We start from the raw sequence: 20,143 nt of genomic DNA on the forward strand, positions 1-20,143 counted from the left end.
CTTGTGGCCGGGCCACCCGGCCGGTAGCCAGGAAGGTGGCCCTGCTCAAACTGGAGGTTCGATGTCCCTGGACGTGTCACCCGCGCTGCTGGAGAAGGCCGAGCGCGGGGAGGTCACCGACGCCGAGTTCGTCACCTGCGTCAAGGAATCCCTGCCGTACGCCTGGGAGGTCATCACCGGCGTCATCGCCGACGCCGAGGGAGCGGCGGACGGTTTCGCCGACAACGAGACGCCGCCACCGAGCGAGGCCGCCCGCGGGCAGCTCCTGCGGGCCCTGGCCTCGGACGCGATCCGCGGCGGCCTCGAACGCCACTTCGGCGTCAAGCTGGCCTTCCAGAACTGCCACCGGGTCGCCGTGTTCAAGAAGTCCGAACTGGACGGTGACCGCTACCGCGCGTTCGTCTCGCCGCGCGGCCAGCTGCTCAACCAGAGCCCGGAGCTGCGGGACTGCTAGCCCGCAGCGCGGGCAGCACCTCGGTGCCGATCCGCGCGATGTTCGCGTACGTGCCCTCCGGCGTACCCGACGCTTCCACGAGCATCAGCACGTGGGAGACGCCGGTGCGCCGGAGGCTCGTTCCCAGGACCCGGACGCAGTGGTCCGCCTCGCCGACGGGGTGAATTTCGCAGAGCCGTTCGGTGTACTCCCCCGGATCCCGCGCCGGCCCGGGCCGCCCGTCGACCGTGACGTGCGCGGCGAGCCCGTCCTTCAGCCACGCCGGCAGCGCCTCGCGGACGACGCCGGCGTCGCCCACCTGGCAGAGCACGGTCGAGACGTGGTCCGCGGGCTTTCCGTAGGCCGCGACGGTGGCTGCTTTCTCTTCGTCGTCCGCGTGCAGGCCGAGCAGCAGCGGCAGATCCCTCGCCGCGGCCAGCCGCACGGCATCCGACGCCGGCCCACCGCAGGCCACGACGACGTCCGGCCGCCGCTCCGGAGCCGGCACCACGGGCACCTCCCGGAAGGCGAAGTGCCGTCCCCGGGCACGCGCCCGGCCGGTGGTGGCCTGCAGGAAGACGTCGAGGGTCTCCTCGAAGCCCGTCTCGTAGCGGTCCAGACCGGTGCCGAAGACCTCGAGGTCCTGCCACGGGCCGCCACGCCCGACGCCGAGCCGCAGCCGGCCGCCGGAGACGGCGTCGAGCATCGCCCACTGCTCGGCCAGCGCCACCGGGTGCGTGGTCGACAGGACGCTGACGGCGGTGCCGACGCGAATCCGCGACGTCCGGCCGAGCACGTGCGCGGCCAACGTGACGGCGGACGGGCACACGCCGTAGGGCATGAAGTGGTGCTCGGCGAACCAGACGTCATCGAAGCCGGCTTCTTCGGCCAGCTCGGCGGCGCGGACGGACCGGCGGAGGACGTCGGAGTCGCGTTGACCGGGAAACCGGCCGCTGACCAGGAAGACCCCGAACCTCACGGGCCGAGCCCGACCAGCAGGCGCGCGGTCGGCAGCCCGCTCTCGAGGTACTGCACGAACAGCTCGTTGTGCAGCGCCCACGGCGACCGCCGCTGCCGGACCAGCGCGATCGCCTCCGGCACGCCGAGCCCCAGCTCGACGAGCGTCTGCACGACGACCAGCCCCGACCGGTTGAGCCCGGCGTGGCAGCGCACGAGCGTCGACCGGCCAGCGCGCACCGCCTCGGCGGCGAGCAGCGCGAACCGCTCGACCTCGGCGATCTGCGCCTCGCTCAACGGCCCGTCCGGCATCTCGGCGAAGTGGTGTTCGACGCCGGGCGGCGGGCCGTGCCCCTCGCGCTGGTACAGGCTCAGCACGAGGTCGAACTCGCGCCCGACGACGACCGGTTCCTCGCCCGCGCGGACGTGCCCGCCCATCCACAGACCCGGCCGGATCTCGTTCCAGGCCGACTCCGGCGGCGGGTTGTCCCGATCCTTCTGGCGTGTCTTCACGGCAGCCCCTCTCCCGAGAGGGGCAACGGTCCGCACGCCCGGCGGGTTCCGGCTCAGTTGACCGCGACCTCGTTGAACCACAGCCGCGGCTCCAGCCACGGGAACACCACGAACATCAGCAGCGCCACCACGCCCAGGGCGAGGACCACGGCGATCGTCAGCTTCGCCGCGAACGGGCCCGGGAACTTTCGCCAGAGCCACCCGTACATCAGGCTTCTCCGATCTTCGAGAGCAGGTCGCCGTAGTCCTTGACCTGGTTCTTCGGCACCTGCTGGGTCAGCACCGACGTGATGATGAGCCGCTGCTGGGCAGAGAACTGCGGGTGGCACGTGGTGAGCGTGAGCAGCGCGGCCTGCTGGGCCTTCGGCAGCGTCTCCGCGTCCTTGTACGGGACCGGGTTCACCGCGGTGCCCTGGCTCGGCAGCACGACCTTGCGGCCGAAGGTCTCGTCGTACGCGCCGCCGTCCTCGGCGTTCGGGTCGCGCAGGGTCGAGACGCCCTTGCACTTCGGGTCGGCGCCCTTGCCGCCGGCCCAGTCCTCGATCTCGTCGTCGTAGGGCAGGACCTTGTAGATGTAGAAGTCGGTCGAGGTCTCGATCACGATCTGGTCACAGGAGGAGAGGTTGTCCAGGTCGTTGAACGGGGCGCCCTTGCCGACACGGTGGCCGGCGACGGCGAAGTTGCCGGGCTCGCCGGGCAGCGACGTGCCCTTGTAGTGGCCGGGGCCGACCTCCAGGGCGGCGTCGTCGGTGCCCTCCTGGATCGTGAAGTTGTAGTCGACGCCGAACGTCGGGATGTGGATGCGGGCGAACGCCTTGCCGTCGATCAGCTCCGGGTGCAGCGTGCGGTCGTGCGCCCACTCGCCGTCGAGCTGGTCGCTCGCCTCGGACTGCTTGCCCGCCGAGAACAGGTCGGTCACGTACAGCTCGTAGACCATGAACAGCAGGACGACCAGGCCCAGCGTGATGAGGATTTCGCCGGCGGTCCGGATCGCGACGCCGCCCTTGCCCAGCGGCGCCGGGGGCGGCTTCTCCTTGGTGGCGGTGCCGCCCTTGCCGACCGGGGCGAACACGACCGTCTCCTCGGCCGAGCCCGGCGGCGGGACGGGGCTGCTGTAGCGGCGCGGCGGCGGTCCCTGCGGACGCCGCGGCGGCGGTCCCTGGGGGCGCGGCGGCACCTGGCCGCGAGGGGGCGTGGCGGGATTCCGGCGCTGGGGCACGGGCCGTTGCCCGGGGTGTCTGCGCCGGTCGTCATCCGGTCCTTCGCGCGTAGTCACGCAAGCTCCTCTCAAGCCGCGTCCGACCCTTGGTGACCCCGACGTCACGGTACGGGAAATCCGACCACTCCCGGCCGCTGCTTTCCTGCGGTCGTTTACGTTAACGTGTGCACGTGGCGCTGGTTGCGCACCCCGAGCGGGTCATCGCCACCGACCAGCCCGAACAGCACCGCGAGGAACACGATGCCCAAGTCCAAGGTCCGCAAGAAGACGGCTTACACCCCGCCTGCCGACCGGCGCACGCCGGTGAAGGTGCGGGCGGCCGGTCCCACCGGTCTCGCCTGGAAGATCCCCATGTTCGGGCTGATGCTCCTGGGCCTGATCTGGCTGCTGGTGAACTACATCGCCGGGGACAAGATCTCCTGGATGGCCGACCTCGGGAACTGGAACTTCGCCGGCGGGTTCGCGCTGATGATCGCGGGCCTCCTCATGACCATGCGCTGGCGCTGATTATTACTCCGAATGGTGGCTTGACGCCGAATTACACCGGTGTGACTCATCCCCAGTGTGGATAACCCCTGTGGATAACTACCCCACCTCGTGGGCGCCGCGTCGGGCCCTTGTGGTATCGGCGTGGGCGGTCACCGCGCTGCTGCTGGTCGGCGTGGTGGCCGACGCGCTGACCGGCGACCGCGGCGGCCTGGTGCTGTTCGCGCTGGCAACGGTCGCCGTCGGCGCGTTCGCCGCCCATGCGACGCTCGTCCGGCCCCGGCTGGCCGCCGACAGCGAGGGCCTGGTGGCCCGGACGCTGGGCGGCACGCACCGGCTGCCGTGGGCGCAGACCCGCACGCGGCTGCGCACCACCCGCCGGCTGGGCCGCGACGGCGTCACGCTCGAGATCGAGCACGAAGACGAGCTGTACATCTTCGGGTGGCTCGACCTCGGCGAAGACCCCCGCGACGTCCTGGACGTGCTCAGCACGCTGCGGAACTAGGCGCAGACGTAGTACCGGCCGAACGGCAGCTGAACGAACTGGCAGGTTTCGGGCGGGAACTGCGAGCCCTTGTAGACGATCAAGCCGAGGATCGCGACGGTGATGATCGTGATGCCGATCGCCTGCCAGCGCGCCTGGCCGACCTCCGGGGCGTAGAGCAGCGCGACGGTGAGCAGCGCCCCGGTCACCAGCCCCCCGGCGTGCGCCCAGATGGAGATGCCCGGGATGCCGAAGGTGATGAACGCGTTCAGCGCGAGCGTGATGATCAAGCCGGTGGGGTTGAGGCGCAGTTTCACCACGGTGACCGCGTAGGCGCCCATCAGGCCGAACAGCGCACCGGACGCGCCGGCCGTGCCCGGGTACCCGCTGGGGTCGCCGAACAGCAGCACCGCCGCTGAGGCCCCGAGCATGGAGACGAAGTAGAGCGCGAGGTAACGGCCGCGGCCGGTGACCTGCTCCAGCGACCGGCCCATCATCCACAGCGAGAACATGTTGACCGCGATGTGGATGGGCCCGTAGTGCAGGAACCCGTTGGTCAGGACGCGCCACCACTCGCCGTGGCCCAGCGTCGCGTCGCCGTAGAGGGCGCCGTGCTGGAAGAGCGACGACAGCTCGTTGTCGTTGAGGCTGCCCGCCTGGACGACCGTGATCAGGAAGACCAGGACGTTCACCGCGAGGATGACCTGGGTGACGAGCACCGACTGGGACAGCCGCGCGCCGAAGACGGTGCGCTGGCCGAACCCGGCCTCCTGGTAATCGCGGTGCTGCCGGCGTTGCTGCTGGGTGCCGCTGTGCACGCAGTCGGTGCACTGGAAGCCGACGGGGGCTTCGCGGAGGCAGTCCGGGCACGCCGGACGCCCGCACCGGGAACAGCTCAGTCCGGTCGGGCGGTTCGGGTGCCACCAGCACCCGGGCAGCGCGGCTTGGGGTTCGACGGCGGGGTTCGGCGGTTGGCTCACGATGAGACCAACCTACCGAAACCTGACCGGCTCAGCCCTCGTGGTCGATCGTGACCTTCTCGATGACGACGTCGGTCAGCGGACGGTCCGCGGGCCCCGTCGAGGTACGAGCGATCGCGTCGACGACGTTGCGCGACTCCTGGTCGGCCACCTCGCCGAAGATCGTGTGGCGGAAGTTCAGGTGGGTGGTCGGCGCGACGGTGATGAAGAACTGCGAGCCGTTGGTGCCGGGCCCGGCGTTGGCCATGGCCAGCAGGTACGGCTTGCTGAACTGCAGCTCGGGGTGGAACTCGTCGCCGAACTTGTAGCCGGGGCCGCCGCGGCCGGTGCCGGTCGGGTCGCCGCCCTGCAGCATGAAGCCGTCGATGACCCGGTGGAAGATCGAACCGTCGTAGAAGGGGCCGGAGTTCGTGCCCGCCGCGTTCGGCTGGGTGTACTCCTTGGTGCCCTCCGCCAGCCCGACGAAGTTCGCGACCGTCTTCGGCGCGTGGTCGGGAAGCAGGTTCAGGTTGATGTCACCCTGGTTGGTGTGCAGCGTCGCTTTCACGGCTTCATCGTGCCATCTGCAGCGAGCGGCGGCGAAAAGGGGCACGATAGGTTACGGGTAACAGAGCAGTGTCAAAACGAATGATGAGGTGAAGTCCATGTCCCGGGCGACAGCCCAGGCCGCCGAGACCGCCGACAAACTCGTCTCCGAGGGCGTCAAGCACGGCCGGCGCGCGCAGAAGCAGCTCGCGAAGAAGACCGAGCTCACCCGCAAGGAGCTCAAGAAGAGCTCGAAGGCCGCTCGCCAGGAGGCCCTTTCCCGGCTCTCCGAGCTGCGCAAGCCGGGTCGCAAGGCGAAGAAGGCCGCCATCAAGGCCGCGAAGGCGGCCGGCGACTCGAAGCGCCGCGGCAAGAAGGACTTCAAGGCGGCGAAGAAGGACTTCTACGCCGCTGTCGTCGAGGCGAAGGCCGCGGCCAAGGGCACGCGCAGCCGTCGCAAGTGGCCGTGGCTGCTCGGCCTGGTCGTGGTCGGTGCCGGTGCCGCCTACGCCCTCCGCTCGAAGCAGGAGCCGCCGGTCGCGCCCGCGCCGCCGAAGGCCACCCCGCCCGCGCCGAAGCCCGCCGAAGCGGCGAAGCCGAGCCCGCAGGCGAACGGCAAGGCGCCGTCCGCGACGCCTGCCGAAAAGAAGAACTGAACGCGGCACGAAGAGGCCCCCGGGCGTGCACCCGGGGGCCTCTTCAGTGGTGCTTGGAGTCCGCTCAGACCGCGGCGGCGTGCTTGTCGATCAGCGCGCCGAGGCGGGGCAGCGCCTCCTCGACGTTCTTCTTGCCGTTCGGGCGCAGCTTGCCGTAGACCTTCTTGATGCTGTCCCGGCTGCTGCGCTCGGCGCGCGAGTCGGTGACGCTCAGGAGCGCGTCGGAAGCCTCGTCCGAGCGGCTGGACAGGTAGGCACCGAAGTCGTTGCCGCCCTTGGCGCGGTAGTCGCCGTAGAACGGCTCGAGCGCGGTGGCGAAGTCCGGCAGCAGCGTGTCGACGGCCGAGGGGATGATGCCCGGCTTGATCTTCTTGACCGCGGCGAAGCCGGTCTTGACGACGGCACCCGAGACGCCGCCCTTGTCCGAGACCTCGGCGTCGACGAGGGTCTCGAAGTCGGTCACGACAGCCGGGCGACGGCTGGAGTCGAGCAGGATTTCCTTGAGGGTGTCAGCCACGATCTAGTCCTTTGTCGTTGCAGATTTTGTGCCCGGCCCCCGGGGGTGGGGATCCCCCGATGGCTGCGGTGCGCGAGTCCACGAAGCCTGCGCGTGACGCACAGGGTAATACAAGATCAACATCACTCACCCGTGTGGAGCCCGCTACCTAGAGCTTCAGGGCAGCGATAGCCTTCTTGACCACTGTGCGTGCCTTCACGCTCTGCTTTTGGTTAGTGGTCGCGATGACCGCCGCGGTCCCCTTCGCGACCGCGTAGACGGCCCCGTCGTCGGTCGACTCGTACCCGCCCTTCCACCCGGCCGGATCGCTCGCCGGGTTCGACGAATCGACCGGCGCCACCTTGTTGACCAGCGCCGTCGCCGTCTTCGCGTCCCCGACGTACACCCGGACGGTGAGCTGGACCTTCCCGTCCGGGCGGTAGAAGAAGCACGCCGGGTGCGGCTTGTCCGCCGACACGCGCACCTTCGACACGTGCTGGCCGTTCGAGTCGGCCACGAACTCGCTGTCGAGGTACGGGCAGTCCTCGGTCGCGGCCGGCTGGGGATCCGGCGGCAGCTCCGATCCCGCGTTCGCGCCGGCGGACGCCGACGGCGGGCTGGGGGCCGCGGTACCGGACACGATGGAAGGGCCGCAGCCGGCCAGCAGCACCACGGCGGGTGCGAGAAGTACGAGTCGTCGCATAGCGCGCACAGTCAACCATGAAGCATGTGTGAAAACCGCTGGCTGAATCCGCCGAGACGGTCGGACGTGCGACGATGGCGCCGTGCTTACCCCCGAGCAGTACCTCGGCGCGGTGGCCGAGCGCATCCAGCGCTCCGGCGGCCAGTTGAACACCGTGCAGATCGGGCCCGCGCTCTGCCCCGTCGGGCTGTTCACCGAGTCGGTGATGCTGTCGACGATGAACTACTGCGTCATCGCCGCGGCGGTCCCCGAGGTCACGGCCGCCGCGCTGTACGACTTCACCGGCCGCGCCACCCAGCACGCCCGCGCGAACCTCGTCGGCACCATGGGCTGGACGGCGGCGTCGGTCGTCATCGCCGGCCTCGTCGGCCAGCGCGTGTACCCGGACGCCGCGCAGGCCGCGTCGGCGAAGTCGGGCAACCAGTTCGGCGGCGAGACGCGGATGGTGGCGGTCGACGTCTCGGCCGGGCAGCGGTACGCGTTCGTCGGCGGGAAGTTCTGGGGCGCCGCGGTGCAGGGATCGGTCAACGCCAAGCTGACGTACTGCTTCCCGGAGCCCGCCGAGGTCTACCAGCAGGTGCAGTGGCAGCAGGCGCAGCAGCAACCGCAGCTCCCGCCGGCCCAGCAGGCGCCGCCCGGCTGGCAGCAGCAGCCGCCGATGGCCGCGCCGCCGGTGCCGCCCCCGCCGTACGCCGGGCAGGCCGGTCCGCAGCCGCCCGTCTACCCGCCGCCGGGGCACCCGCCGTACGGTTACTGACATGGTGGAGTTGCGTGGCTGGCGGTCGTTCCCCGAAGAACTTCCCGTGTTCACACCGGAAACGGCGCCCGCGGACCCGCAGTCGCTCTTCGTCGAGTGGCTGACCGAGGCCGGCGAGCACGTGCTGGCGCCGCACGCCGTCACACTGTCCACAGTGGACGCAGACGGTGCGCCGGACGCGCGGGTGGTCATCCTCAAAGACGTCGGCCCGGCCGGCTGGGCGGTCGCCACCAGCTCGGAAAGCCCGAAAGGCCTGCAGCTGCGCAAGGATCCGCGCGCCGCGCTGACGTTCTTCTGGCCCGGCCGGGGCCGGCAGGTCCGGCTGCGCGGCCCGGTCTCCCCCGCGGCGCCCGAGGTGTCGGCGGCGGACTTCCTGGCGCGGCCGCCGGCGTCGCGCGTCGAGGCGTTCATCGGGCACCAGTCGCAGGTGCTGCGCGACCCGGCCGATCTCGACGCGGCGGCCGCGGAAGCGGAGCGCTGGGTGGCGGAAAACCCGGACACCGCCCCGGAAACGTGGACGCGCTACCTCGTCGACCCGGACGAAGTGGAGTTCTGGCAGGCGAGCCACGACCGCCGGCACGTGCGGCTGCGGTACCGGAAGACCGGCGGGAGCTGGGTCCGCGAGCGCCTCTGGCCTTGACGGTCCGGGCGCGGCGGCGTAGGCAGGAAATCCGACAAAACGGAGGCCCCGCATGCGCCGAACCGTCGTCCTCACCGCCACTGCCGCGCTCACCGCCGGGCTGTTGTCCGGCGCTTCCGCCGGTGAAGTCTCTTCGGCACAGCACCCCGCCGTGTTCGAGACGGTGTTCGCGTCGCCGCTCGGCCTCGAAGGCCTGACCACCGACGGCCGCGGCAACCTCTACTCGCCGGCGCGCGGCGCCGATCCCTGCCCGGTCTACCGCGTCGCGGCCACCGGCGGCCCGGCAGCCGTCGTCGGCACGATCCCGGCGCCGTGCAACCCCGCCGGGCTCGCGTTCGACCGTCGCGGCCGGCTGTACGTCGCGAACGGCGAAACCGTGGTGTCCTTCGTGCCGGACGCGGCGAACCCACCGGCGGCGACGGTGTTCACGAGCGGCGTCCCGGGCGCGAACGGCCTGGCGTTCGACCGGTCGGGCGCACTCTGGATCTCCGACGGCGGCACCGGCCAGGGCCGGGTCTGGCGGGCGGGCACGGACGGCGCCGCTCTCGAGCAGTTCCGGGTGCAGCCGATGGTCAGCGACGTGCTCGCCGGCGGGGTCGGCCGGGACGTGCGCGGCCTGCCGCCCGGCACGGTCACGATCACGCCCGCCGGCCGGACCGCCGCGGACACCGCGGGCTCGCAGCACATCGTCGCCAACGGCCTGGCGTTCACGGCGGACGGCACGCTGCTGGTGGCGGACACGGCGCGGGGTGCGCTCTGGCGCGTGCCGATGGACCGCGGCGGCCGCCCCCGCGCGTCGACCGGCTGCGACGTCGCGTTCCCGGCGAACACGCTGTGCCTGGACGACCTCGAGGTCCAGCACCCCTACCTCGAAGGCGCCGACGGGATCGTCCTCGACCGGGCGGGCAACGTCTGGACGGCGGCGAACGAGCGCAACGCGATCGTGCTGGCCCGCCGCGACGGCCGCGTCGTCGAGTACTTCCGCACCCCGGCCGACGCGACGTCGAAGCTGCGCAACGCCGGACCGCTGGAGTTCCCGACGAGCCCGGTGCTGCTCCCGGACGGCCGCCTGTGCGTGACGCAGTCCGACGGCAACCGCCGCGACAACGCACCCAATACGGCCGGCGAAGCGAGCCCGGCGGGTCCGGTCCGGGCGAAGATTTCCTGCGTCCGCCCCTGATCGGGGGTATGCCGCACCCGGGTCGTTGTGGCGATGATGGATCATGCGTTCGAAACTGCTGACCGCCGGGCTGGTCCTGGCGCTGACCGCCGCACTCGGGGGTGTGGCCGCGGCCGACGCGCGTCCTGGGGGACGGCCGAAGCTGACGGACCCGCATCCGTGCCCGGGACAGCCGGGCTTCACGTGCTCGACGCTGACCGTGCCGTTCGACCACACCGGCCGCCGGCCGGGCACGCTCGACCTGCCGGTCGCGACGTCCGACAACGTGACCGCGCCGAAGGGCGTGCTGCTGTTCCTCACCGGCGGCCCCGGGCAGGGCGGCGTCGGCACGATCACGCGGATCGCGACGCAGAGGTTGCCGGAGGTCGCGAAGGACTACCGGTTCGTCATGCTGGACCAGCGCGGGACGGGTGCGGGCGCGCTGAACTGCCCGGGTCTGCAGGCGCAGATGGGCAGTTCGGACATCGCGACGCCGACGCGCGACGCGGTCACCGAATGCGCGCGCATCCTCGGCGACACGGCCCCGCTGTACTCGACCGACCAGAGCGTCGCGGACTTCGACCAGCTCCGGCAGGCGCTGGGAGTGCGGAAGATGGTGGTCGACGGCGTCTCGTACGGCTCGTTCACGGCGGCGCGCTACGCGATCGCGCACCCGGGCAACGTCAGCAAGGTCGTCCTCGACTCCGTGCTGCCGCACCACTCGACACCGGCCACGACGCTGTACCTGACGGGCTTGACGGCCGAAGCCCGCGTGCTGCGGCTGGCGTGTTCGGTGGCCCCGGCCTGCGGCTTCGACCCGGCCGACGACCTCGCGTGGGTGGTGCGCCACCGCAGTGCGGCCGACGGCGTGAAGATCTTCGACGCGATCGTCGCTTACGAGTTCTCCGATCCGACGTACCGCTCCCCGGACGCGGGCGACATCATCGGCGCCCTGCACGCGGCCCGCGGCGGCTCACCGGAGTGGCTCGACCAGCTCGTCGAGGGCTACACGACCGAGGACGTCCCGCCGGCGGCCTACAGCACAGGCCTCCACGCGGCGACGCTGTGCGCGGACCAGCGCTTCCCGTGGGGCACCTCGGCGACACCGGTGTCCGCGCGGCAGCCGTTGTTGTCGTTGACCGCGCGTGCGCTGCCGGCGTCGGCGACTTGGCCGTACACAACGGAAGTGGCGACGCACCAAGGATTCATCCAGGGCTGCCTGCCGTGGCCGGCGGAGCGCGTCGGCTCGAACCCGGCGGCGAAGCTGCCGAACGTCCCGGTGCTGCTGCTGAACGGCGACCGCGACCTGTCGACGCCGTTGGAGTGGGCGCGGGAGGAGGCCGGCGTTGCGCCCCAGGGAAAGCTGGTGATCGTGCCGGGCGAGTCGCACTCGATCCAGAACCGCGAGCGAGGCCACACGGGCCGGGACGCGGTGATCAGCTTCCTGAAGTAGGAACGACCGCCCGGAGCGGCGAGAACGCACGCTCCGGGCCGGCCTGTTCAGGTCATCGCGTGGGGTTGCCGCCCATTGACTCCCTCACGTCGCGGCACCGCCGGCGGCTCGTCGAAGGCATTGGCGCGTTTCAACCGGGCGGCCAGCTGGACGACTTCATCGTCCAGTTCGGCCCGCATCTGCGCCGCGGCCGACCGCCGCTCCGCGTCCGAACGCGCACGGCGGGTATCGGCACGGTTGCGGAGCTCGTGCTGCTCGTTCTCGAGTGCGGACACCTCCCGGATCTCATCGGTCCGGACGCGCTGCTGGAAGACCTTGTACTTGCTGGTGACCCGCAGCTCGAGCAGCTGTTCGTACCGCGTGGTGCCGCCCAGCAGCTTGACCAGCACCGGCAGGCAGTCGACGAGGATCAGGAACCCGCGGATGAACCAAGTGGCGGCGACGAGGAATCCGTTCGCCGACGTGAGCTCGTCCAGTGCTCGGAGCCGTTCGAGCAGCCCGATCGCACCCTGGTGCGCCGCCTCCGCGGCGACTTGGCGCTGGACCTCGGCCTCGCGCAGCTCCCGGTAGTTCTTCTGCGCGTCGGTCAACGTCGAGTCGAGCCCGGTGATCTGCTTCTCCAACCCGGCCAGACGGGCCGCACGCTCGGCGATCGGGTGGGTCCGCCGGAAGTCCTGCGCCTCCCCTTCCCGCGCGAGGCACTCCGGCCCACGACCTGCTTTCCCGCTCAGCCCCGGACCCGCTGTCCCGACGCACTCGCCGCTCGCGACGGCGTCACGGCGGGCCTGCTCGTCCGTATCGTCCTTGATGCTCTTGCGCAGCCCCTCGGCCTCGTTCCGCAAGGCGTCCAGTTCACGGGACACGGTCGCGTGGTTCGCGAGCAGGTTCATCCGGTGGCCGGCGCACTCCGCCTGCTCCGCGGCGGCACGCGCCGCGGCATCGGCATCCGGTTCCGGGTTGCAGCGCAGCAGAACGCTCGTCAGATCACGCAACTGCTGGTCTCGCTGGTCGCGGATGTGCTGTTCGATCGCCGGCTCGAACACCCGCAGCACGAGTGGCTCCGCGATGACGACCCCGAAACAGGCCGCGACCAGCAACCGCGGGACGAGCAGTGATGCTCGCTTGGCCCACGCCGTCGACGTCGCGCTGGTGATGAGCCAGCGGTCGAGGTTCAGGATGAACACACCCCAGATCAGGGCCGGGACGAAGAGCAGGATGGAGAAGCTGCCCAGTGCTTCGCTGAGCCCGACCAGCATCGAGAACGTCGCGATGGTCGCGGTCCCGAGCACGACACCGCCCATCGCGGTGTACCGAGGCCGCTCGCTCGGCACCTCGTCCAGCAGCTTCTCGTCGACGCCGGTGAGCGACCGAAGCCGACGGGCGAGGACCGGCACCTCCGGCAGGCGGAACCTCGGCTCAGGCACCGTTTTTCTCCTCAGCGCTTCGTCCTTCATCGAGCTGAGCCGGGGGTTCGCTCGCGACCAGGTCACCGTGGACCGGGCGGCCGGGCAGTGCGCTGTCGAGGACCGCCTCGTACAACCGGTGGGCGTCCACGGCGATGGTGTCGAGCGCGCCCTCGGGCAGCACCTCGAGCAGCTTGATCAGGTTCTGTTCCTTCTGCGCCCGCTCCGTGTGGGCGCGATCGGCGGCCTCTGCCAGGTTCAGCTGGTTCTTCGCCGCGGCGATCGCCGACAACGCTTCCGGCCCCCGGGTGAAGTAGTCGTTCAGCCGGGCGGCGGTCCGGTCTTCGGCTGCCTGCTCGCGCTCGTCGATGGTGTGCCGCCAGCCTTGGTCACGCAGGTTGCGTTCGTGGTCGGCCAGCGACGAGGGCGTCTGGACCGACACGCTCGACAACCCGATTCGCATCCCGGTGAACGCCGGCGGGCTGAGGCGGCAGTAGGCCTCGACCAGCGCGCTGACCTCCTGGCGCACCTGGGTGATCTGGTCCAGGGAAAATGCCCCGACGACCGCGGACAGCGCGCCGTTCTGCTTCAGGTACGTGCGGAGCGGAGTCCGGAGATCGGTCCACCCGTGCTCGGCCACGTGCTCGGGGTCGACGACCTGGCAGTGGAACTCGACGATCACGGTGAAATCGTCGGCCGCGCTCGACGACGGCAGCCGGAACGGCACCGAGATCTGGCACCCGCGCATGCTTACGAGACTCACCGACACGGCGTTCACCACGAGGTCTTCGTTGCCCGCGAGGTGCTGACGATCGGTGAGCGCGGTGTACTCCGATCCACGCTCGAAGACGTAGACCGCGCCCGGCTCCGATTCGGGGAGTTCCGCGATCTGCCTGCTCCGGAACAGGAACTTCCGGGGCGCACGGGCGAGCGAGCGCTCGGTCAGGACGGGGTACGGGCGTGCCTCGGAACTCATCAAAGTTCTCCTCGGGGTCGTCGGGATCGGGGCAGCGAAATCGGCTTCAGCCCGCCGAGAGTGCGCAGCAGCGTGGTGACGTGGGTTTCCTGCGCGCCGCCGGAAAGCAGACGCCGGAGCTCGTCGCTCCGTAGCTGCCGGTGCTCCGCGGGCATGGCCTCGTGGATCGTCGAGCCCAGCGTGGCGACCGCGTTCTGTACGTCGTCGGTGTTTTCCAAGGCTTTGAGCGCGCGGCGAAGTGCGGCGATGGCATCGGCGCGGTGTGGGGCGCTGCAGAGGACGTCCGCCCACAACGCGCCCAAGAGCGGGATATTGCCGGGTTGTTCGCGCAGGATGACCGTCGCTACCGGCTCGGCGACCGACGTGCGGTGAGCCGCGAGCAAGGTGACGACGAGCCGGCGTGCTGCCCGGAGCACCCGGATGCCCACTCCCTTCTCATAGGTGTCTCCATCCGCAGTTTCGGGCGCATCGGTCAGCGGGTCGGCAACGGTCACCGCGACCTCGGGCAGCACGATCGCCGCGAGGACCTTCCCGTTCGTCGCCGACACGAGCTCACGGGCCACGGTGGCCAGGACGTCACCCGTCTCCGCCGCTCCGGCTTCCGCCGCGGTCGCCAGCAGTGAAGCGAGGGACGCGCCGGCGGCGTCACCGATCCGCTTCGATCGCAGCGCCAGGAAGCACAGGCGTTGCATCGCTTCGGCCGGGTACCGGAGACCGAGTGGACCGCCGAGTGCGATCGCCGACGTCAACGCCTTGGCCGTGCCCTGGCGATCGCCCCAGCCCATCGCGGTGCTGAGCGCCAGCGGCGCCAATCCGTCCTCATCGCTCATGAACCAGAGCACCAGCGCGGCCAGGCTCCGCTCGCCGACGCCGCCCGTCGCCCACGGCTCGAGAAAGGACCTGCGGACGTCGGCGAAGTCGTGGCGAGCGAGGAGCGCAAGCCCGGCCGCCAGTTCCCCTTCGCCGCGTTCGGTCAAGTCCAGCTCACTGACTTCGACCAGCCACCGGCGAACGGGATCCCAGAGTTGGTAACCGAACTCGTCGTAGAGTGCTTCCACCGCGAGGGCACGGTGTTCGCGGAGCCGGAAACCGATTCGCCTGCCGGTTCCGCCCGTTCCCTCACGGCCGGTCGCGACCAGCAGTGGATGTTCCCGGTTCCGCCGGCGCAACTCCTGCTCCGGCGGCGGAGGAGCCGACGTCACCGGCTCTCCGGCAGCCAAGAGCCCTGCGACGAGGTCCTCGAAAGCGGGCTCGGGAAGATCGCCGAACAGCGCGGCGATCGTGACTTCGAAGATTTCGCGTCGCAACGACGTTTTCTCGACCCAGTCGGTGACCTGCTGCCGAGCCTCCGAGCGAAACGCCCGCAGCGCGTTCTCGGGATCGTCCCGCAGGTGGGCGGCGAGGGCCACGACCTCACGCGGACGCAGGTGGACGACCTGGTCCAACGCCGCCTTCCGGACATCCTCGTCGAGTTCGGCGGTACCGGGGAGACGCAGGAAGAGCTCGCTCGGATCCGGCGCCGGCAGGTCCGTCACGAATTCGGGCAACGACTGCTCGCGCAGCTCCGGCCCGGTACTGGTGATGACGAGGTAGGCCCCGGCCCGGGACAGCACCGACGCGAGCGCACGCAGGTCGTGCTCACGCACCTGTGCCGCCGAACCGTCATTCACCAGGTCGGCGACCAGGTAGCCGTGACCTTCGCGGTACGTCATCCCGGTGCCGAGCTGCGCGAGCGTGGTTGCGGGGGAAATGCTCGTCAGAGTCAGCCGCGAATCGGCGGCCTCACCGCAGACCTCGGAAAGCAGCTTCAGCGCCGCCGTGTACTTGCCGTCGCCTTCATTGCCGTGCAAGACGACGACACGGCTGCGTCGCAGAACTCGCGCCGCGCGGGACAGGCCGTCCGGACGCACGAAGTTCAGCAGCGCCGCCTGGAGCATGTCGCGGGTGATGGTCCCGGTCGCCCGGCGTGCCTGGGAACCGATGCCGAAGACCGCTGCGCCGGCGTGGATGTCACCCGAGATCGAGTTGTAGACGACCTGTTTCGCGGTGATGGCGATCCGGTCGCTGTCGCCGAACTCGGGTTCGTCGGGAAGGGGGTCGGGTGCAGGCGTTTCCTGCTCTTCTCCGGTGGTCGTGTCGGTGGTCAACGCCGTCACCCGTTCTGGATGCCGAAGACGACGGACTGACCGTGCACGGCGCCGTTCACCGTCGTGTGCACCGAAGCCGGGGACGGAGCGGGCCGCGGCCCTGGGTCCGCCGCGACGTCGCCGGGGCCCGGGCCACCTTCGCGCGGTGACCAGAGCCAGGCCGTACCCGTGTACTCCTTCTTGGCGATCGTCACGCGACGAAAATCCTGGGCCCGATGGGTGGTGTGACCGGGCTGGATGGTGTCTTCGTACACCCGGTCCGACAGTGCGACCGCGATGTCCTCCGCCGGGTTGGCGTCGAGCACAGCGTGCAATTCGGACGAATCGAGGATCCGGGCCAGTTCGACCAGTGCCGGACCCGCGTGCCCGTTGGCGGCGGGGACGACTCGGCCGAAGTGGATCGCAAGGCGCAGCCGCAACCGCAATTCCTCGCGCAACATGCTGTTGTGGCGAGCCAAGCAAGCGGCCAGCTCCCGGACGAACTGGTCGACGACCACTTTCTCCGAAGTCCCGGCGGGCAGTACGGCGAATTCGGAGTCGCCACCCTGCTGACGGTGCCAGTGCACCCGATCCAACCCCACGGATTCTGCGGCGTCGCACATGACTTCGAGCAGATACCGCTGAATGGATATCTGATGAAGATCATTTCCGCGGCCGTAGCCGCGGGCATCCGCCGCGAGGCAGAGCCGTCGACTCACTTCGCCCATCTGTGCCATTCTCAGAACCTTCCTTGAACGAAACCCGCGGTCATCATTGGGCACGCGGAGTCACAGGAATACGCACGGAGGCGGGTTCTCCGCCCAATCTCCCATCTCTCGGAGCAGATCAAGATCAATGATCTTGAGCCGCCGGTAGTGCCGGGTGATGACCTTCCGCCGTTCGAGCTCGTGGAGGTCCCGTTCAGCCGTGCGCTGCGCGACGCCGGCCAGCGAAGCGATCTCCGCCTGGGTAACCGAAATGCCCAGATCCCACCCTTTGTCTTGCCTTATCCCGTAGCAAACAGCAAGTTCGTACAGCAGCCGGACGATCCTGATCAGCGGGCCGTATGCGCCGGCGTCGACCCGCCGCCGGTTGGCCCAACGCAGCCGGTCGCTGATCATGCGGGTAACCGCGAAAGAGAACTGTGGTTGCTCGGCCATCAGTCTCCGGAACCTGCCGCCCTCGATCGCGATCACTGAAACCGGGCCGCACGTCATGAGGCTTGCCGAGCGCTTGGTCCCGTCCAGCACACTCAATTCGCCGACGATATCTCCCGCCGTGCGCACTCCGAGCAGCCCGGAAAATCCCGACGTCGAGTGAACTACCACCTTCACCGTGCCGAGCAGCAGCAGGAATGCGTGCAGGCCGGGTTCGTTCTGGCGCGCCAGGTATCGTGAGCTCGTCGTTCTCGGTTCGGATCCCGCCTCGAGCACGATCTCGCGGACCCGCCGGTCGAGTCGGCCCAGCACGGTATTGCCCGGCCATGCGAAATTGATCCATGCTTGCGAAGCCACAGTGTTTCCTCCCCTGGACAACACCACTGGACGCCGTCGACGTGCAATTCCGCGGAACTCTACCGATCGCGGGTCCTGGGCAGGAAAAGTATGCGAGCGAAACTCTCGCTCAGTCCACCAATCCCTCATCTGAGGGCATGCGAGGCCGTTCGGCGAACCGCCGCAGCTCAGCGAGGTCACGAACGATGGGAAGACGTCCGGCGGTGTCGATCAAGCCTCGGCTGCGCAATCGCGCAACCGCACGTTCGGCCGTCGCGCGCTTCACTCCGATCAGGGTTCCCAGTTCGATCTGGGTGAGGCTGGCCTGGATGATCACTCCGCCGGTTCCGGTGTTCCGGCCGCACGCGTCGGCCAGCTCCAGCAAAGACTTCGCCATGCGCTGAACCGGCGGCAAGCTCGTGTAGTCGACGCGACTGCGATTCGCAGCTCGCAGCTTCGCACTGATGCTGGCGCCCAGCCGAAGCGAGGACGCACCATCTCGGGCGACGATCTCCCGGAAGAGACCCGCGCCGATACGGACCGCACTCAACGGAACCCGTCCGCAGGCCGTCACGGTCGCCGAACGGGGACTGCCGTCCAGAGCGGCCATTTCTCCGACGACGTCTCCGCCGACGCGCACAGTGAGCAGGGCTTCGCCACCCTCGCTGAGGCTCGCTGTGACCTTCGCGAACGAACGAAGGATCAAGAAGGTGTCGTCGTCGTTCCAGCCCTCGACGATCAAGCGACTGCCGGCAGGAAAGCTCACCAGCTCGCCGGCCGCGAGCAAATTCGCGCGAACTTGCGGATCAAGCCCCGCGAGGAAGCTGCCGGACCGCCAGCCCTCGCCGAGGTCCGCGACGATCTCGTCGGGTGTCGGTCTTTCCGGCATATCGACATCCCAGCGCGGCGGCCGATGACATGCGTGTCCGGGTGGTCTGTGGAGCTGAGGGGAATCGAACCCCTGACCCCCGCCTTGCAAAGGCGGTGCTCTACCAATTGAGCTACAGCCCCGGGGGCGGGCTCGCGCCCGCCGGAAACTCAGTTGTGGGACGCACCCGCCGGCTTGGCCGGGGTGGTGCCGTTGTTCGAGGGGACCGGCGCGGTCGCCTCACGCCAGAGGTCGGCTTCGGCCTTGGCCGCCTTGTTGCGCTTCACGACGAACAAAACGCCGCCCGCGATGACCGCGAGTGCCAGCAGCTTCTTCACCGAAGCCCCCTTCTCAGCTTGCTTCCCTTACCCCGCGATGTTACTGCACCGGCGCGGGACACTGTCGGGGGCGGTGGTTCCACGTGGAACCATGATCTCGCCGGTAACGCACGTCACATGCGCGGGGAAATACGGGGGCGGGGTGTCCCGTTGTACCCAGTGGTCGATGTGCCCACCGTGTCCCCCGGGCCTCAACCACCGCCTTCGCGGAGTTCCGTTCGGCTGGAGCCGCGATGCGCCTCATCGCCGAGAGGCGACCGTGGCGCGCGTCGACCGTGACTGCTCAGCCCTGCCGGTACATTCTCTTCCCGGCAGGGCTGACCTGTATCCGGGACATCTCAGGGTCGGTCCCTCGACCGCCGCTTACAGCTCGCCGACGCCGCCGGCCGCGTCGCACGCGGTCGGCCAATGGCGCGCGACTGATCCGGCAGCCGCTCGAAAACCGATCTGTGGTTTGGTGTCGAGAACGCCGGGCCGGCTCCGTCCCAGGGGCACGAGCGGCCACGAAGGCCGTGTGACCAGGGGAGAAACCATGACGATCCAGCGGCTGGACAACATCGGCGTCGTCGTCGACGACATGGCGGCGGTCATCGCGTTCTTCCTCGAGCTCGGTCTGGAGCTCGAGGGCAAGGCGACGGTCGAGGGACCGGACGTGGACCGCCTCGTCGCGCTGGAGGGCGTCCGCTGCGACCTGGCCGTGGTCCGGACCCCGGACGGCCACGGCCGGCTGGAGCTGATGAAGTTCCACACGCCGGCGTCGCCCGCCACCGCCGAGCCGGACGCGCCGGTCAACGCCTTCGGCTTCCGCCGCATCATGTTCGCCGTCGACGACCTCGAGGAACTCCTGCCCCGGCTGCGCACCCACGGTGAGCTGATGGGCGACCTGGTGAAGTACGAAAACGGCTACCGGATCGCCTACGTCCGCGGCCCCGAAGACCTCATCGTCGCGCTGGCCGAAAAGATCGCCTGAACCTCTCCGGAAGGATCACCACCATGGCCATCGCCGACGACCTCGACCGCGCCACCGACTCGCAGTGGGACTGGGTGGCCGAGCAAACCCGCACCTACCTGGACTCGGGCGGCACCGAGGGACACGAATCGAACGGCTTGTACACCCTCATCCTCGCGACGACCGGCCGCAAGACGGGCGTCCCGCGCCGCACCTGCCTGATCTACGGAACGGCGGGCGACGACCTCGTGGTCGTCGCGTCGAAAGCCGGCGCGGACGAGGATCCGGCGTGGTTCAAGAACCTCCAGGCGAACCCGAGCGTCGGAGTCCAGGTGGGAACCCGCCGCCTGACGGCCCGCGCCCGCGTCGCAACCCCCGCCGAGCGCGGGCCGCTCTGGACTCAGATGGCGAAGATCTTCCCGCTGTACGACGAATACGCGCAGAAGACGGACCGCGAAATCCCGATCGTCCTGCTCACTCCCCAGGACTGAATCGCGGCCCGATCAGGGGCTCTCGCAGTACCTGTATC

The 20,143-nt window shown here is 69.8% G+C and carries 25 protein-coding genes and 1 tRNA gene; 10 read left to right on the forward strand and 16 right to left on the reverse strand.

Features of this window, described 5'->3' with window-relative positions; translation table 11 throughout:
- Positions 1–61 precede the first annotated feature (61 nt).
- The gene (locus tag AB0M83_RS18395) at positions 62–454 is read left to right on the forward strand and encodes an SCO5389 family protein (RefSeq protein WP_103338170.1); all 393 of its coding nucleotides are present in this window, start codon (positions 62–64) and stop codon (positions 452–454) included.
- Here AB0M83_RS18395 and AB0M83_RS18400 read toward each other — a convergent pair.
- Genes AB0M83_RS18400 through AB0M83_RS18415 form a run of 4 tightly spaced genes read right to left on the reverse strand, consistent with a single transcriptional unit; the run spans position 423 to position 2,975 of the window.
- On the reverse strand, positions 423–1,412 hold the full coding sequence (locus AB0M83_RS18400; RefSeq protein ID WP_364518453.1) for an LLM class flavin-dependent oxidoreductase: 990 nt from the start codon (positions 1,410–1,412) through the stop codon (positions 423–425). The genes AB0M83_RS18395 and AB0M83_RS18400 overlap by 32 nt on opposite strands.
- Positions 1,409–1,903: a protein phosphatase gene (locus tag AB0M83_RS18405; protein ID WP_364518455.1), complete on the reverse strand. Its 495-nt coding sequence runs from the start codon at positions 1,901–1,903 to the stop codon at positions 1,409–1,411. Before AB0M83_RS18405 ends, AB0M83_RS18400 begins: the two co-directional genes overlap by 4 nt.
- A 53-nt stretch (positions 1,904–1,956) precedes the next feature.
- Entirely contained in the window at positions 1,957–2,112 is a 156-nt protein-coding gene (locus AB0M83_RS18410) for a hypothetical protein (RefSeq protein WP_364518457.1), read from the reverse strand.
- A complete protein-coding gene (locus AB0M83_RS18415; protein ID WP_364518459.1) occupies positions 2,112–2,975 on the reverse strand; it encodes a class E sortase in 864 nt (287 codons plus the stop codon). Before AB0M83_RS18415 ends, AB0M83_RS18410 begins: the two co-directional genes overlap by 1 nt.
- Positions 2,976–3,362: 387 nt before the next feature.
- On the opposite strand from AB0M83_RS18415, the gene crgA reads away from it, so the two are divergent.
- On the forward strand, positions 3,363–3,629 hold the full coding sequence (gene crgA, locus AB0M83_RS18420) for a cell division protein CrgA (protein ID WP_348952508.1): 267 nt from the start codon (positions 3,363–3,365) through the stop codon (positions 3,627–3,629).
- Positions 3,630–3,699: 70 nt separating this feature from the next.
- The gene (locus AB0M83_RS18425; protein WP_364518461.1) at positions 3,700–4,113 is read left to right on the forward strand and encodes a PH domain-containing protein; all 414 of its coding nucleotides are present in this window, start codon (positions 3,700–3,702) and stop codon (positions 4,111–4,113) included.
- Here AB0M83_RS18425 and AB0M83_RS18430 read toward each other — a convergent pair.
- Positions 4,110–5,072, reverse strand: coding sequence for a rhomboid family intramembrane serine protease (locus AB0M83_RS18430; RefSeq protein WP_364518463.1), 963 nt, complete (start codon positions 5,070–5,072; stop codon positions 4,110–4,112). The genes AB0M83_RS18425 and AB0M83_RS18430 overlap by 4 nt on opposite strands.
- 31 nt (positions 5,073–5,103) lie before the next feature.
- Complete coding sequence (locus AB0M83_RS18435; RefSeq protein WP_364518465.1) at positions 5,104–5,619, reverse strand: peptidylprolyl isomerase; 516 nt, start codon at positions 5,617–5,619, stop codon at positions 5,104–5,106.
- A gap of 97 nt (positions 5,620–5,716) precedes the next feature.
- Here AB0M83_RS18435 and AB0M83_RS18440 point away from each other — a divergent pair, with 97 nt between their 5' ends.
- A complete protein-coding gene (locus AB0M83_RS18440) occupies positions 5,717–6,253 on the forward strand; it encodes a hypothetical protein (RefSeq protein ID WP_364518467.1) in 537 nt (178 codons plus the stop codon).
- Between the two features lie 64 nt (positions 6,254–6,317).
- On the opposite strand, the gene AB0M83_RS18445 is transcribed toward AB0M83_RS18440, so the two are convergent.
- On the reverse strand, positions 6,318–6,770 hold the full coding sequence (locus AB0M83_RS18445; RefSeq protein WP_364518469.1) for a hypothetical protein: 453 nt from the start codon (positions 6,768–6,770) through the stop codon (positions 6,318–6,320).
- Positions 6,771–6,918: 148 nt separating this feature from the next.
- Positions 6,919–7,452 (reverse strand): DUF2020 domain-containing protein, encoded by a 534-nt coding sequence (locus tag AB0M83_RS18450; protein WP_364518470.1) that lies wholly within the window; start codon positions 7,450–7,452, stop codon positions 6,919–6,921.
- Between the two features lie 82 nt (positions 7,453–7,534).
- Between AB0M83_RS18450 and AB0M83_RS18455 the strand changes: the two genes are divergently transcribed.
- From AB0M83_RS18455 to AB0M83_RS18470, 4 genes are read left to right on the forward strand one after another with little or no spacing between them, the layout of a single operon-like run.
- A complete protein-coding gene (locus AB0M83_RS18455) occupies positions 7,535–8,209 on the forward strand; it encodes a hypothetical protein (protein WP_364518472.1) in 675 nt (224 codons plus the stop codon).
- 1 nt (position 8,210) lies between these two features.
- Positions 8,211–8,849 carry a pyridoxal 5'-phosphate synthase gene (locus AB0M83_RS18460; protein WP_364518474.1) on the forward strand — a complete coding sequence of 213 codons (639 nt, stop codon included), beginning with the start codon at positions 8,211–8,213 and terminating at the stop codon, positions 8,847–8,849.
- A 52-nt stretch (positions 8,850–8,901) separates the two neighbouring features.
- A complete protein-coding gene (locus tag AB0M83_RS18465; protein WP_364518476.1) occupies positions 8,902–10,029 on the forward strand; it encodes an SMP-30/gluconolactonase/LRE family protein in 1,128 nt (375 codons plus the stop codon).
- A gap of 43 nt (positions 10,030–10,072) precedes the next feature.
- Positions 10,073–11,461, forward strand: a complete 1,389-nt coding sequence (locus AB0M83_RS18470; protein ID WP_364518478.1) for an alpha/beta hydrolase — start codon at positions 10,073–10,075, stop codon at positions 11,459–11,461.
- A 47-nt stretch (positions 11,462–11,508) separates the two neighbouring features.
- On the opposite strand, the gene AB0M83_RS18475 is transcribed toward AB0M83_RS18470, so the two are convergent.
- The 8 genes from AB0M83_RS18475 to AB0M83_RS18510 all read right to left on the reverse strand — a co-directional run bounded on the left by AB0M83_RS18475 (position 11,509) and on the right by AB0M83_RS18510 (position 18,665).
- Positions 11,509–12,885 carry a DUF4407 domain-containing protein gene (locus AB0M83_RS18475; RefSeq protein WP_364518480.1) on the reverse strand — a complete coding sequence of 459 codons (1,377 nt, stop codon included), beginning with the start codon at positions 12,883–12,885 and terminating at the stop codon, positions 11,509–11,511.
- The gene (locus AB0M83_RS18480; protein ID WP_364518482.1) at positions 12,878–13,840 is read right to left on the reverse strand and encodes a hypothetical protein; all 963 of its coding nucleotides are present in this window, start codon (positions 13,838–13,840) and stop codon (positions 12,878–12,880) included. Before AB0M83_RS18480 ends, AB0M83_RS18475 begins: the two co-directional genes overlap by 8 nt.
- Positions 13,840–15,987 carry a hypothetical protein gene (locus AB0M83_RS18485; RefSeq protein ID WP_364518484.1) on the reverse strand — a complete coding sequence of 716 codons (2,148 nt, stop codon included), beginning with the start codon at positions 15,985–15,987 and terminating at the stop codon, positions 13,840–13,842. Before AB0M83_RS18485 ends, AB0M83_RS18480 begins: the two co-directional genes overlap by 1 nt.
- A gap of 5 nt (positions 15,988–15,992) precedes the next feature.
- Positions 15,993–16,703, reverse strand: a complete 711-nt coding sequence (locus AB0M83_RS18490; RefSeq protein WP_364518486.1) for a hypothetical protein — start codon at positions 16,701–16,703, stop codon at positions 15,993–15,995.
- Between the two features lie 51 nt (positions 16,704–16,754).
- Entirely contained in the window at positions 16,755–17,480 is a 726-nt protein-coding gene (locus AB0M83_RS18495; protein WP_364518488.1) for a Crp/Fnr family transcriptional regulator, read from the reverse strand.
- Between the two features lie 109 nt (positions 17,481–17,589).
- The gene (locus AB0M83_RS18500; RefSeq protein WP_364518490.1) at positions 17,590–18,348 is read right to left on the reverse strand and encodes a Crp/Fnr family transcriptional regulator; all 759 of its coding nucleotides are present in this window, start codon (positions 18,346–18,348) and stop codon (positions 17,590–17,592) included.
- A gap of 49 nt (positions 18,349–18,397) precedes the next feature.
- Positions 18,398–18,470, reverse strand: a tRNA-Ala gene (locus AB0M83_RS18505).
- A 27-nt stretch (positions 18,471–18,497) separates the two neighbouring features.
- Entirely contained in the window at positions 18,498–18,665 is a 168-nt protein-coding gene (locus AB0M83_RS18510) for a DLW-39 family protein (RefSeq protein WP_086679331.1), read from the reverse strand.
- A 532-nt stretch (positions 18,666–19,197) separates the two neighbouring features.
- Between AB0M83_RS18510 and AB0M83_RS18515 the strand changes: the two genes are divergently transcribed.
- Positions 19,198–19,635 (forward strand): VOC family protein, encoded by a 438-nt coding sequence (locus AB0M83_RS18515; protein ID WP_364518492.1) that lies wholly within the window; start codon positions 19,198–19,200, stop codon positions 19,633–19,635.
- Positions 19,636–19,658: 23 nt separating this feature from the next.
- Positions 19,659–20,105 carry a nitroreductase family deazaflavin-dependent oxidoreductase gene (locus AB0M83_RS18520; protein ID WP_364518494.1) on the forward strand — a complete coding sequence of 149 codons (447 nt, stop codon included), beginning with the start codon at positions 19,659–19,661 and terminating at the stop codon, positions 20,103–20,105.
- Positions 20,106–20,143 lie beyond the last annotated feature (38 nt).

Origin of the sequence: Amycolatopsis sp. NPDC051106, from assembly GCF_040682775.1 — a bacterium.
Lineage (GTDB): Bacteria > Actinomycetota > Actinomycetes > Mycobacteriales > Pseudonocardiaceae > Amycolatopsis.

Bases quoted from the DNA above. Each gene is read 5' to 3' on its own strand.
- AB0M83_RS18395 (WP_103338170.1), top strand. From the start codon at position 62: ATGTCCCTGGACGTGTCACCCGCGCTGCTGGAGAAGGCCGAGCGCGGG.
- crgA (WP_348952508.1), top strand. From the start codon at position 3,363: ATGCCCAAGTCCAAGGTCCGCAAGAAGACGGCTTACACCCCGCCTGCC.
- AB0M83_RS18450 (WP_364518470.1), bottom strand. From the start codon at position 7,452: ATGCGACGACTCGTACTTCTCGCACCCGCCGTGGTGCTGCTGGCCGGC.
- AB0M83_RS18465 (WP_364518476.1), top strand. From the start codon at position 8,902: ATGCGCCGAACCGTCGTCCTCACCGCCACTGCCGCGCTCACCGCCGGG.
- AB0M83_RS18410 (WP_364518457.1), bottom strand. From the start codon at position 2,112: ATGTACGGGTGGCTCTGGCGAAAGTTCCCGGGCCCGTTCGCGGCGAAG.
- AB0M83_RS18470 (WP_364518478.1), top strand. From the start codon at position 10,073: ATGCGTTCGAAACTGCTGACCGCCGGGCTGGTCCTGGCGCTGACCGCC.
- AB0M83_RS18460 (WP_364518474.1), top strand. From the start codon at position 8,211: ATGGTGGAGTTGCGTGGCTGGCGGTCGTTCCCCGAAGAACTTCCCGTG.
- AB0M83_RS18440 (WP_364518467.1), top strand. From the start codon at position 5,717: ATGTCCCGGGCGACAGCCCAGGCCGCCGAGACCGCCGACAAACTCGTC.
- AB0M83_RS18500 (WP_364518490.1), bottom strand. From the start codon at position 18,348: ATGCCGGAAAGACCGACACCCGACGAGATCGTCGCGGACCTCGGCGAG.
- AB0M83_RS18480 (WP_364518482.1), bottom strand. From the start codon at position 13,840: ATGAGTTCCGAGGCACGCCCGTACCCCGTCCTGACCGAGCGCTCGCTC.
- AB0M83_RS18515 (WP_364518492.1), top strand. From the start codon at position 19,198: ATGACGATCCAGCGGCTGGACAACATCGGCGTCGTCGTCGACGACATG.
- AB0M83_RS18520 (WP_364518494.1), top strand. From the start codon at position 19,659: ATGGCCATCGCCGACGACCTCGACCGCGCCACCGACTCGCAGTGGGAC.
- AB0M83_RS18490 (WP_364518486.1), bottom strand. From the start codon at position 16,703: ATGGCACAGATGGGCGAAGTGAGTCGACGGCTCTGCCTCGCGGCGGAT.